Source organism: Campylobacter hyointestinalis subsp. lawsonii (genome assembly GCF_013372165.1).
Lineage (GTDB): Bacteria > Campylobacterota > Campylobacteria > Campylobacterales > Campylobacteraceae > Campylobacter > Campylobacter lawsonii.
Genome location: NZ_CP053828.1, coordinates 1307253 through 1319970 on the forward strand (window position 1 = coordinate 1307253; position 12718 = coordinate 1319970).

Consider the following 12718-nt stretch of genomic DNA (forward strand, 5'->3'; position numbering starts at 1 on the left):
TATCTCCTAAAAATTGCTAATTATATCTAAAAACTCTTTAATATTTTTTAACTTACTTAAGGCTTATAAGCTCAAGCGGATCTATATGATAACTTTTTTGAGTAACTTCAAACGTCAGATCTTGCTTTACTCTACCTATGACATAACCTTGTTTTACCTTACTGCCTACTTTTATCGTCGGAGCTATCTTATTAAGATGAGCATATATCGTATGTATGCCTCCGCTATTTTCTACTATAACTACTTTATCTAAAACAGCAGTATCTTTAGCAAATACAACGGTGCCTGGCAATACGCTTTTGACCTTTGCATCGCCTTGTTTTGAGCGAAGAACTACTGATTCATTAAAGATTTTGATATTGTAGATAGGATCGATATAGTCTCCAAATTTTTGTTTAACTATAAAATCATCAAGCGGGGCTATTGTTTTTTCACCCGTATATTTTTTCACATTGCTCGTTTGGTAGCTAGAACCAAACTGTTTTATGTCGCCTTTTGAGTTTTGAGTTGTGATAGACTCGGTTTTTGACTCTGTTTTTTGACTCTGTTTTTTAGCCAAAATTTGAAGCTGTTCAAGCGTTTTTCTAAGCTCATCTTGTTGATTTTGAATATCTGCTAATTTTTTGGAATATATCTCTTTGTCTTGCTTTAGACTCTCAAGATTATCTTTTTGCTTATTTTGCAATCCTTTAAGTTTCAATGCTTTTAGCTTAAATTCTCTAAGATCTGACTTTATGATTCCGATCTTATCTGATTTTGTTTTTATCAAATTTAAAGTGCTCTCATAGTCTTTTGCGAGCTTTTTAAACTCGTCTTTCATAACTGAGTTTAACTTATCTAAAACCTCATTTGCTATGATGCTCTCTTCGCTCTCTTCATACTCGTTTGGGGCGATAAGATCATAAGCAAAGTCCTCACTGATGATGCGAATCAGCTTTTTTTCCATATCTTTTTGATTTTTTACAAGACCTTCATTTTGTGCGCTTAGCTCGTTTAGCTCGCTATTTGCACTCTGAGCTTTACTCTCTAGCTCAGTAACTTGCTTTGAGAGTTCTTCTATCTGTTTTGCTGTCTCTTTTACACTAGATTCACCTTTTATGATATCACTAGCTAGTTCTTCTATTTTTTTATTGAGCTGAGTTTCAAGCTTTTTAGCCGATTTTAATGTATCTTGCTTATCTTGAATTTTATCAGCCACGCTAGCGCCAAAAAGACTTAGCGTAAAAAAGATACAAAATAAAAATTTCAGCATCTAGTTGTCTCTTGATTTTAACATTACTAAACTAACTGCTACTATAGATACGATTATCGAAGCGCCAAATAAAATAACACTATCAGTAGCTAGATCTAAACTAGGTATATCAAAACCTAGTCCAAAAATAGTACTATTTACGATATCTAAATTTGGTAAAACCGCGTATATCGCTATAACTAAAACAGTTGCAAACATACTATCGATAATAGCTAGTTTATAAAGCATCGCTGATTTTAGCCAATATGGAGCTCCAAATAAAGTCATAATCTCAACTCTACGCTTATGCTCATAAAGCCAAATTTTCATCTGTTTGAAGATGAGTGCGATACCCATAAGAGAGGTAATGACGATAAAGCATTCAAATACCTTTTTTGATAAAACAAGCATTTTATAAATTTTATCATGCGTTTTAGAAAACGTTTCGACTTTTTTTACGCCTTCTATCTTAAGCAGTTTGTCTTTTATAGTTTTCATATATTTTGAACTAGGAAAGCTGTTTAATTTAAGCGAATAAAATTTTGGTAAAGCATTACCCAATATAGATAAATTTTTTGCTGAGATATCCTCTTTGAGTCTATCTAAAACACTCTTTGTATCAAGCGGAATTATCTCTTTAAATGTGTTTATTTCATCTTTTAAAACAGTAGCGTTTAGCTCATTTTGACTGACTATGATGATGTTATAATCATTTCCCATAGCCAATTCGTAGTTTTGCACTATCTTATTTACCATCAGGCTAAACTCTACTCCAAAAAGCAGTATGACTAATGGAAATATAACGCCGATATGATTTTTAAACGATCTCATTTATCGCTCCGCCGACTAGTTCAAGATGTCTATATGCTATCCTAAGACTTGATGGAATTTTATGCGTAACTACAACAACACAAGTTCCAAGTCCTTCTTTTGCGGACTTTAAAAGCGACCAAATAACATCACTTGAATACTCATCTAAGCTTCCAGTAGGCTCATCACAAAGCAAAAGCTGAGGATTATGAGCTATCGATCTTGCCATTGCGACACGCTGCTGCTCACCGCCACTAAGCTCTAAGGGAAATTTGTCAGCTTTATGAAGTAAATTTACATGTTTTAAAAGCTTCGCGGCTTGTTTTTGGCATACTGATTGATTATAACCTTTGATGATCAAAGGAAGCATCACATTTTTCTCAACATTCCACTCATTTATAAGCCTAAAATCTTGAAAAATAATGCCAATTTTTTGTCTAAGAAGTGCTAAATTTGAACGGCTTATACCATTTAGCTCGTTCAAACAGATATTCATACTACCGCTATTTATGCCTATGTCGCCGTACATAGATTTTAAAAGAGTTGATTTGCCACTTCCGCTTTTTCCGGTTATAAATACAAAATCGCTAACGCCTATATCAAAACTAACGTTATTTATAACGTTCAAATTTTTTTCATAAGAGATCGTTAAATTTCTAGCCTCTACAATGTTTTGCAAGTCAAATACTCCCTTATTTTTTGGTGTGCTTTTAAATTTTCAGGTGTTAAAAGAGGTTTTTTGATAAAGTAATCCGCAAAGTCATTTTCTACTAAAATATAGCAATGCTCAGGGCGATAAAAAGATCCAAAAGCGACCCTTATAAGAACACCACCGGACTTTTTCTTATAAAGTCTTTCGATATGCACAAAATAATTATCTTCTTTGAAAATGGTATTTTTAAATTTAGATAAAACAAAGCTCTCATCAACACTGCCAAATTCAAAATCCCCATCTAAGTTTTGCATTTTTGAGTTTATGGAATTCGTAAAGATAACATCATAGATATCTTTATTTTGTCTTATCCATCTATCTTCGTATTTGCTAGATACTTCTAAAAATCTATTTTTATAGATTTGAATTTGGCTATCGTCTAAATTTAAAAAATGAGATATGGTAAAATCGCTATATCCCCTATCATCGCTTCTTAGCTCAAATTTACCAGACACCTTTAAAATCCTTTGAACTTCACTAGCAAATGATGCGCTAACTACTCTTCTCTTTTCGGATTTTTCCCACGGAATAGGAAAATGTAAAAATACCTTATCTACTAGATTTGATCCTATTAAAGACAAAACTAGCCTAGCGTCTAAATTTAAAAGAATCACGTTTTTTAAATTTAAACTAGCCGCAAGATTATTTACTTGCTCTACACAAGGCTTATAGACTTCTATGCCGACTATTAGGACGCCCGGATTTTCTTTAGCTTGATATAAAAGATGTCTGCCGCTACCAAAACCTATCTCTATATATATTTTTTTAAATTTAGAAGTGCGAAGATATTCTAAAAACTCTTTATCATTGAAAATATACTCTTTTTTTTCTAACTGTTTATCATTTTTTATAGCAATGGCTTCGCTCTTTATATTAGACGTATTTAGATCTCTATAGCATACCAAAGCACTTTGCAAAAGCCCAAGAGACGCTGGGCGAGTTATCTTTTCGCCCTTTATAACATAGTCGTTTTCTCTCTTTTTTACAGTTAGAAAAAATTCGCTTTCGTTTGATTTTGTATAGACAAGACTCTCACTCTCATCGTCTGCGCTCCAGATAAATGAAACGTTTTTTTCTCCGAAAGGATAAGGGGTATCTTTTAAATTTGCGACTATGAAATTTGGCATTACTTAGCTTCTACGACAGCTTGTTTTGATGCGTCTGAGTTTATACCATATTCATCAACGCCGATAATTTTATAAATATATTTACCGCCCATTTGGATATTTGAGTCGCTATATTCATTGCTTGTTATATCTTGTAAAACCTCATCTCCGCTTGGACCTGACTTTAATATAGTATATTTCACGCTCCTAAAATCACTTCCAGAATTCCAACTTAGATATATGCTTAAACCATTAAAATTTGCATCTGTAATATATGGTGCTTTTGGCGATGTTAGCGTACTTCCAACTACGTCGTTTTGCTGTTTTGGACTCTCTAATCCATCTTTGTCTATAGCAGTAACTTTATAATACATTTGAGCGCCATTTTCATTGATAAGATCAGTATATTCAGTAGCGGTAGTTTCAGCAAGCTTCATAAGTGGAAATATCTTATTTGATGACCTATAAACCACAAAATGAGAAAAATCATCGTTTGTATTTGGATCCCATGTTAAGGTTATCTTTTTAGGTAAATTCGTCGTCGCACTCACATTTGTAACCAAATTTGGCAACGCCTTTGTTTGAGCAGATATCACTTGGCTTGGAGCTGATGTTATGCCATCAACAGTCCTTACAAATATCCTATATCTGTAATTGTGATTTGGATCTAAGCCATCATCGATATATTCGGCATTCAACCTACCTGTTACGGTTGCTATCTGATACCATTTATCGCTTGATATGTCATTTCTTTCTATAAGATAAGATGCCACTCTAGCATCTGGATGAGGCCTCCAAAGTATCTTTACTCTATTTGGCAAACCATAGATCGCTTGAGCAAACGAGACAGACTCTATGAGCTTTGCTGTAGTCGCGACTACGCCTTGTCCGGCGTTTGAAACATTACCATTTTTATCATATGTTCTTAGATCATATATGTATTCAGTAGAAGGCGCTAAACCAGTATCTACGTAGTGAGTTGAAAATCTATCTTTTATCTTAGCAACCATTCCCATTTTATTATTATCGTTTGGGTTTGATCTGTATAAGTAGTAGCCATTAACGCTTTCATCATTGATAGGAGTCCATTCAAAAGCTATTTGCGTCATATCGCTGATAGTTTTGAGACTATTTATTGTAGGCAAATTTGGATTTACTTTACTTGGCGAGCTTGGAGCACACCCACTGATGAGAGTCATCAAACATAGCGCTGATAAATTTAGGATTAATTTTTTCATTTATAGTCTCCTTGTTAAATTTAGTATGTAAAATTTCATAAAAATCTTGCGGTAATGCAGCTACAAATTCTAGCTTCTTACCGCTTTTTGGATGTATTAAATTTAAAATATATGCGTGTAGCATAACTCTATTAATTTTAGCAATCTTGTTCTTAAAACCGTATAAATTATCGCCTAAAATATGGCGGTTTATACTTGCTAAATGCACTCTTATCTGATGAGTTCTACCTGTAAATAGCTTCGCACAAACCAAATTTACGTCATCATCATCTAAAATATTTGCAAATGCCGATTTAGCATATCTGCCACCACTAACAACTGCTTTTTTTAGCCTGTTTTGCTCATTTCTACCTATAGGCTTTTCTACTATGATATTTTCTTTTAAACTAAGATCGCTAAGAGCTAAATAAATTCTTCCCATACTTTTATCTGCTAGCTGAGCGCTCAGCGCTGCGTGAGCGGCATTGTTTTTAGCTACTGCTAAAACTCCGCTAGTGCCACGATCTAATCTATGAACGATACCTGCTCTAACATCTGCATTTATGGTTGAAAGCGTATAATTTTTTGATTTTAGCCATTCTACTAAAGTCGCTTCTTTTACGCTTGGAGCTGGATGCACGACTAAATTTGCAGGTTTATTTACTACTAGTATATCTTCATCTTCGTATAAAATTTCTACATCAAAATCAACTTTTTGTTTGGCTATCTCTTCTGCTTTTTTTGGAAGATCAAAACAGATCTTATCGCCTACTAAAACTTTAAAAGACGGCTTATTTGAAATTTTATCATTTACTAAAACATTTGAATTTTTTATAAGTTCGCTTATTTGATTTCTAGAAGTCTTAAGTTCTAAAGAGAGAATTTGATCTAGTCTGCCTGAGCAACTAGAGATAAATTCATTCAATATTAATCCTTTTTTTAATATAATTTTACCAAAAAATTCTTAGGTTTAAATTTGATACGATTAGACAAGCGTATTTTAACGCATTTTGATTTTGTTCAGCCGATATTAATCGTGCCGATCGTAGCTTTATCATATAGTTTGGTTTCAGAAGCAAGTGCGATGTTAGCAAACAAACAAATTGTCTATTTTGGCGTAGGCTTTTTATTTTTTATATTTTTTTTCTTACTTCCTATTAGAAAAATCGAATGGCTGATACCAGCAGTTTATTGGATAAATATTATTTTGCTAATCAGCGTAGATATATTTGGGGTTAGCAAACTTGGGGCTCAAAGATGGCTTGAGATACCTTTTGTGCATTTTACTATACAGCCAAGCGAGATTATGAAACCAGCGTTTGTGCTTATGCTTGCGTATTTGATAAAGAAAAATCCGCCCGATATAAAAGGCTACAATCTAAAGCAATTCCTTAAGATCAGTTTTTTCATACTACTTCCTTTTGGTCTTATCTTAGTAGAACCAGATCTTGGAACCGCACTTTTACTTCTTATAACAGGATATGGAGTGCTGTTTATAATAGGCGTAAATAAAAAAATTTGGATAGTTCTTATAGCTTGTACGGCGATATCTACACCTATACTTTATGAGAACTTACACAACTATCAAAAAAAACGGATAGTTGATTTTATCTCTAAAGAGCCTAGCTATCAAGTAAAACAATCCATCATAGCTATAGGAAACGGCGGAATTACCGGAAAATCTGCCGAAGAAGCTACTCAGACTAGATTTAAATTTTTACCTATCGCAACTAGCGATTTTATCTTTGCTTATACTATCGAACGTTATGGATTTATCGGAGGAATGGCTCTTATACTTTTATATGGTTTTTTGATAGCTCACCTTCTTAGTATGAACTATAAGTTGAAAAAAGATTATTTTACAAAAACGGTTACTAGCGGGATAGCTATCCTTGTGTTTGTATATGTGAGCGTAAATATATTTATGGCTATCGGATTTGCCCCAGTTGTCGGGATCCCTTTGCCATTTTATAGTTATGGAGGAAGCAGTTTTATAACATTTATGGCGCTTTTTGGGATATTACAAAACTTGCTTACATTTAGATTTGATCCTACTTATAGGTTTATAAAAATCAAATTTTAATAATTTATCAGTAAATTTTGTATCTCTTTTTTAACATTGTCGTAAGTTAAATTCGTGACTTCTGAAACAAATCTACCCTTTTTATCAAATAAAAATATAGAAGAACTATGCGCTACTGAATACTTCATAACTGAATCATTAAGATCTACTATTTTGTATTTTGCGCCGTATTTATTTACAACCTTATCTAGTTCGCCATTTTCCAATCTTATACAAGATGAGTCCCTATAAAAATATTTTGCGAATTCATCGCATGTTTTTATATCGTCTCTTTGTAGATCTAAAGTAGCAAACAAGATCTTTACGTCTTTTGCTTTTATATCATCAAGTACGCTAGAAACCAAAGTAAGAGTTGTAGGACAAACATCAGGGCAAAAGACATATCCAAAATAGACTATTTTATACATTCCATCAAAGCTCTTCATACTTACTTCGCCATCTGTACTTTGAGCCGTAAAGTCATACTTTGCGATCTTAAGATTATAGCTAACTAAAAGATAAACTCCAGAAACTACAAAAACAAAAAAAGCAAAATAAAATAACTTTTTCATATAAATCTCCTAACAATAGAATTTGAGATTGTATCACAGCTAAGATTATAATTTGATTATATTTAAGCAACTATTTATCGATATGAGCGGCAGTTTCTCTAAATTTCCATATATTCTTAGCTTCGTTTAAAACTTTTTTATCTAGCTCGCAAACAAGCATTCCCTCATTTTCATCAAGGCTACTGACGATATCGCCATGCGGAGATATGAGCTGAGAATTTCCATAGAACTCGGATTGAATTTCATCAAATTTGGCTTTTCCTAGTCTATTTGCTCTTAAAATATAAACGTTATTTGTAAAAGCACGCATTTTTAAAAGCTCATTCCAGCGCTCTTTTGAGTTCAAAGTACAAGCAGTAGGAACTATAACGCAATCAACCTTTTTATGTGCTAGCTCCTGCCAAACAGCATCAAAATGTGCTTCAAAACCAAAGATTACGCCAAATTTAAATTTATCACAAGTAAAGCTCATTAAATTTAGTCCATTTTGTCTTTGATTTGCAAAAAAGTTTGCCTCATTCCAATGCGGATAATTTATAAGGATATTTTGTTCTTCGTACTTTGTGCTTTGCTGAGTAAATTTAGCTATGACTTTATAAAACTTTGCGTTTTTATGTATGATTAGAGGTGCTACAATAGTGAGGTCGTATTTTTTAGCCAAATTACAAAGCGAAGCTCGTTTATGCTCACTTTGTTCTTTTAGCATTGAGCTTGGCATTTTAACTAGTTCTGTAAAAAAAGAATTTAAAACGTATTCTCCAAGCACAACCACGCAAGCTCCATGCTCTTTTGCTAGTTTTAAATAATAATCTATCCTAGAATCACTCATCGCCAAAGTGCCAAGCTGTAAGGCGCAAATTTTAGCCATCTATTTCTCCGACTTCTTTTATGATGAGCTTTGAGCTCTCTAAGATCTGCCTAGCTTCTTTTACAAGTTTTATGCCGTCTTTGTATAAATTTACGCTATCAGCAAGATTTATATCTTCATCATTCAATTTTTTTAGCAAATCATCTAGTTTTTCTATTTTCTCTTCAAAAGTTTCTAATTGCATTCTAAAGCCTTTTTTATATACATATCTATCTTATCTACTTCGACCAAAAACGCGTCGTGACCATAGTTGCTATTTATGCAGATATATTTTACCTGATCTTTTCTTCCTATATTGCAAAATGCATCATACATCTCTTTCATAAGTATAGAAGGAAATAAAATATCTCCGTCAAATGAGATCAAAAGAACCTTTGCCTTTATGAGACTCATCGCTTCTTCAAGAGTATTATAATGCCTTGTGCAATCAAAGTTATTCATCATTTTAGTTATATACAAATAGCTAAGCGGATCAAATCTTTTTGGAAAATTATGCCCGTTGTATTCCATATAACGATCAACTTCATATCTTCCTAAAAGCTCGTAAAGGCCGTCTGTTTCTACATAATTTCTACCAAATTTATCATCCATAGAGTATGGAGAAAGAAAGCTTATATGACCTGCCATTCTTCCAAGTGCCATTCCAGTAAGTCCATTTTTAGCGATATCGTCTTTATCATAATATCCGTTTTTAAACTCAGGATCTCTTACTATGCCCTCTATAGCTATTTTATTAAAAGCGATAGCCCATGGTTTTGTGGCATAAGTAGTAGCTAGCATTATGACATTTTTAGCAAAATTTGGAAACTCTATAGCAAAGCACAAAGCTTGCATACCACCTAGACTTCCACCGATAATGGCGTGAGCTTGTTTTATACCAAGACGCTCAAAAAGTTTCATCTGAGCTTTTACGACGTCGCTTATTACAAGTACTGGAAATCTAAGCCTATATTCTTTATTTGTGCTAGGCTCTATGCTAAGTGGGTTTGTAGATCCAAACGAACTACCTAAAATATTTACGCAAATCACAAAAAATTTGGTTGTATCTATGCCTTTATGGTCGCCTATCAGTGCGTCCCACCAGCCAGCTTTACTCTCATTTGCATAACGCCCTGCGGCGTGGTGACTTCCTGTAAGAGCGTGGCAAACCACGATTACGTTTGATTTATCGGAATTTAACTCACCATATGTTTCATAAGCGAGATCAAATTCGCTTAAAATTCGACCACTTTCTAAATAAAGCGGTTCATCAAAGTGAGCAATATGAGTAGAAATTTTCACTAATTAACTCTATAATTTGGTGCTTCTTGTGTTATTATGACATCATGAGCATGGCTCTCTTTAAGTCCAGCACTAGTTATCTCTACAAATTCAGCTTTTTCTTGGAAAGTACGTATATCTTTGCTTCCACAATACCCCATAGAGCTTCTAAGACCTCCAACCAACTGATAAAGTACTTGTTTTATGCTTCCGGCGTATGGAACTCTACCTTCTATGCCCTCAGGGACTAGTTTATCTTGCGCTGTTCCTTCTTGAAAATATCTATCGCTACTACCTTTTGTCATAGCTCCGATACTGCCCATACCTCTGTAGCTTTTATACTGCCTTCCTTGAAAAGTAACTAGCTCTCCAGGACTTTCATCGCAACCAGCAAGCAAACTTCCTACCATTACACAATCAGCTCCTGCAGCTAAGGCTTTTGCAAAATCACCGCTGTATTTTATACCGCCATCTGCTATGATAGGCACTCCACTTCCACGAGCGACTTCAGAACAATCACTTATAGCAGTGATCTGAGGAACGCCTACCCCTGAAACTATACGAGTAGTGCAGATAGAACCAGGCCCTATGCCTACTTTTATGGCATCAGCTCCTGCAGCTATAAGATCTTTTACGGCTTTTGGATTTGCTACATTTCCTACTATGATATCAACATCTTTTATCTGCTCTTTTATCTGCTTTAAAGTATCAATAATACCTTTTGAATGTCCGTGAGCAGAGTCCATAACAAGAGCATCAACTCCAGCTTTTGCTAAAGATATAGCGCGATCTATCTGTCCTACGCCTATAGCTGCAGCGACTCTAAGACGTCCAAATTTATCTTTATTTGCGTTTGGGTATTCTTTTCTTTTTTTAAGATCTTTTATAGTGATTAACCCTTCTAATTTTCCGTTTTCATCTACAATAGGAAGTTTTTCAACCTTATTTGTAGAAAATATCTTTTCGGCGTCATCTAAAGTGCAGCCTTTTGGAGCAGTAATAAGAGGAGCTTTAGTCATCGCACACTCAACAGTTTTACTAAAATCATTTTCAAATCTTAAATCTCTATTTGTAAGAATCCCTATAAGAATATTATCATCATCTACTACAGGAACACCAGATATCCTATACTCACTCATTAGCTCAAGAGCTTCTCTTATAGTAGCATTTGGGTTTATAAATACAGGATCGATGATGACACCACTTTCGCTTTTTTTAACTCTTTTTACCTCTTTTATCTGACTTTGTAAATCCATATTTTTATGGATCACTCCGATACCTCCAAGCCTTGCCATCATAATAGCAGTTCTATGCTCAGTAACAGTATCCATAGCAGCTGAAACAAGAGGTATATTTAAAGTGATATTTCTACTAAATTTAGATGATACATCAACTTGTTTTGGTAAAATTTCAGAATATTGTGGCATCAACAATACATCTTCAAAAGTCAAAGCTCTCTTAACTATCTTCATCTTAATTTCCTTTTATTGATTTTTCTAAACTATATGCACCATCTAAAACAGTTTGTTCCGCCCACGCTTTGCCTATGAGCTGAGCTGAGATATTTAGTCCATTATCATCTTTTGCTACTGGAACAGTTATAGCAGGAAGTCCTGCTAAATTTACTCCTATGGTATAAATATCGCTAAGATAAGCTTTTAACGGATCACTTAACTCGCCAAATTTATAAGCAACGCTTGGAGCAACAGGCATAAATATAAGGTCTGATTCGCTTAAGATCTCCTCGTATTCCTGTTTTATAAACGCTCTTGCTTTTTGAGCTTTTATATAATAAGCATCATAATATCCGCTTGATAAAACAAATGTTCCAAGAAGCATTCTTCTTTGCACTTCTGCGCCAAAACCCTCACCTCTAGTTTTTGCATACATTTCACCTAAGTTTTTGCACTCTGCCCTGCGTCCATATCTCACGCCATCATAACGGCTTAAATTTGCACTAGCTTCTGCAGTAGCTATGATATAGTAAGCAGCTATATCATATTTTGAATTTAAAAGATCTTTATAGATTATTTTATGTCCGCTATTTTTTAGCTTTTCAATGGTTAAATTTAGAGCTTTTCTTACGTCGTCGCTTGCTTCATCTATATAGTTTTTAATAACTGCTATAGTTAGTTTTTTGTTCGCATCTAACTTATCTGCAGTACTTATAACTTCTAATTTTGAACTCGTGCTATCTTTTGGATCGTGTCCTGCAATGATATCATAAAGCAATGCGGCGTCTTCAACGCAGCTTGTTATAGGTCCTATCTGATCTAAGCTACTTGAGTAAGCGCCTAGTCCAAATCTACTAACTCTTCCATAAGTTGGTTTAAACCCAACGCAACCACAAAACGCTGCTGGTTGGCGTATGCTTCCGCCAGTATCACTACCTAAAGCGGCGATAGCGATATTTGACGCAACTGCTGCAGCGCTTCCACCACTACTACCACCAGGAACCCTTGAGTTGTCCAAAGGATTTAACGTTTTACCATAAAAGCTACTTTCAGTAGTACTTCCCATAGCAAACTCGTCCATATTTGTTCTACCAAACGGAGCAAGTCCAGCTTTTAAAAGCTTATCTATAACAGTTGCGTTATAAGGTGCTACGTATCCTTGAAGTATTTTTGAACAACTTGTTATCTTCCAGCCTTTAACTTGAATATTGTCTTTTATAGCGATAGGAATACCTGCGTACTCATCACCTATCTCGGTGCTAGTAAGTTGCTCTATATAAGCACCCAAATGTTTATTTGCTTTTATTTTCTCTTTTAGTTCTGCGCGTAAAGCCAAAATATCAGACGGGCTTAGTTTCAACGCTTCTTTTAAAGTTATCACCTATTCTCCTTAAATCTATTGACTAAAAAAATCCCTACAACTACG

13 protein-coding genes are annotated in these 12718 nt (G+C 34.4%); 1 reads left to right on the forward strand and 12 read right to left on the reverse strand.

What is annotated here, in order from left to right; all coding sequences use genetic code 11:
* Positions 1–52: 52 nt before the first annotated feature.
* From CHLWT_RS06680 to CHLWT_RS06705, 6 genes are read right to left on the reverse strand one after another with little or no spacing between them, the layout of a single operon-like run.
* Positions 53–1252 carry a murein hydrolase activator EnvC family protein gene (locus CHLWT_RS06680; RefSeq protein WP_111999863.1) on the reverse strand — a complete coding sequence of 400 codons (1200 nt, stop codon included), beginning with the start codon at positions 1250–1252 and terminating at the stop codon, positions 53–55.
* Positions 1253–2062, reverse strand: coding sequence for a cell division FtsX domain-containing protein (locus CHLWT_RS06685; protein WP_170253166.1), 810 nt, complete (start codon positions 2060–2062; stop codon positions 1253–1255).
* Positions 2049–2720, reverse strand: a complete 672-nt coding sequence (locus CHLWT_RS06690) for a cell division ATP-binding protein FtsE (protein WP_063997895.1) — start codon at positions 2718–2720, stop codon at positions 2049–2051. Before CHLWT_RS06690 ends, CHLWT_RS06685 begins: the two co-directional genes overlap by 14 nt.
* Positions 2705–3880 (reverse strand): tRNA (guanosine(46)-N7)-methyltransferase TrmB, encoded by a 1176-nt coding sequence (trmB, locus tag CHLWT_RS06695; protein ID WP_111995746.1) that lies wholly within the window; start codon positions 3878–3880, stop codon positions 2705–2707. Before trmB ends, CHLWT_RS06690 begins: the two co-directional genes overlap by 16 nt.
* The gene (locus CHLWT_RS06700) at positions 3880–5097 is read right to left on the reverse strand and encodes a fibronectin type III domain-containing protein (protein ID WP_111948312.1); all 1218 of its coding nucleotides are present in this window, start codon (positions 5095–5097) and stop codon (positions 3880–3882) included. The genes trmB and CHLWT_RS06700 overlap by 1 nt, the downstream gene beginning before the upstream one ends.
* Positions 5018–6001 carry an RluA family pseudouridine synthase gene (locus CHLWT_RS06705; protein WP_111999864.1) on the reverse strand — a complete coding sequence of 328 codons (984 nt, stop codon included), beginning with the start codon at positions 5999–6001 and terminating at the stop codon, positions 5018–5020. Before CHLWT_RS06705 ends, CHLWT_RS06700 begins: the two co-directional genes overlap by 80 nt.
* 51 nt (positions 6002–6052) lie before the next feature.
* Between CHLWT_RS06705 and CHLWT_RS06710 the strand changes: the two genes are divergently transcribed.
* Positions 6053–7159, forward strand: coding sequence for an FtsW/RodA/SpoVE family cell cycle protein (locus CHLWT_RS06710; protein WP_111999865.1), 1107 nt, complete (start codon positions 6053–6055; stop codon positions 7157–7159).
* Here CHLWT_RS06710 and CHLWT_RS06715 read toward each other — a convergent pair.
* The 6 genes from CHLWT_RS06715 to gatA all read right to left on the reverse strand — a co-directional run bounded on the left by CHLWT_RS06715 (position 7156) and on the right by gatA (position 12673).
* The gene (locus CHLWT_RS06715) at positions 7156–7710 is read right to left on the reverse strand and encodes an SCO family protein (RefSeq protein WP_111948309.1); all 555 of its coding nucleotides are present in this window, start codon (positions 7708–7710) and stop codon (positions 7156–7158) included. The two genes, CHLWT_RS06710 and CHLWT_RS06715, sit on opposite strands and share 4 nt — an antisense overlap.
* A gap of 70 nt (positions 7711–7780) precedes the next feature.
* Positions 7781–8578: a carbon-nitrogen hydrolase family protein gene (locus CHLWT_RS06720; protein ID WP_111985426.1), complete on the reverse strand. Its 798-nt coding sequence runs from the start codon at positions 8576–8578 to the stop codon at positions 7781–7783.
* Positions 8571–8762, reverse strand: coding sequence for an exodeoxyribonuclease VII small subunit (xseB, locus tag CHLWT_RS06725; protein WP_111948307.1), 192 nt, complete (start codon positions 8760–8762; stop codon positions 8571–8573). Before xseB ends, CHLWT_RS06720 begins: the two co-directional genes overlap by 8 nt.
* Complete coding sequence (gene metX, locus CHLWT_RS06730) at positions 8753–9859, reverse strand: homoserine O-acetyltransferase MetX (RefSeq protein WP_063997887.1); 1107 nt, start codon at positions 9857–9859, stop codon at positions 8753–8755. The genes xseB and metX overlap by 10 nt, the downstream gene beginning before the upstream one ends.
* Positions 9859–11310 (reverse strand): IMP dehydrogenase, encoded by a 1452-nt coding sequence (guaB, locus tag CHLWT_RS06735; protein ID WP_111968512.1) that lies wholly within the window; start codon positions 11308–11310, stop codon positions 9859–9861. Before guaB ends, metX begins: the two co-directional genes overlap by 1 nt.
* 1 nt (position 11311) lies before the next feature.
* Positions 11312–12673, reverse strand: coding sequence for an Asp-tRNA(Asn)/Glu-tRNA(Gln) amidotransferase subunit GatA (gatA, locus tag CHLWT_RS06740; protein WP_111995748.1), 1362 nt, complete (start codon positions 12671–12673; stop codon positions 11312–11314).
* Between the last annotated feature and the right edge of the window lie 45 nt (positions 12674–12718).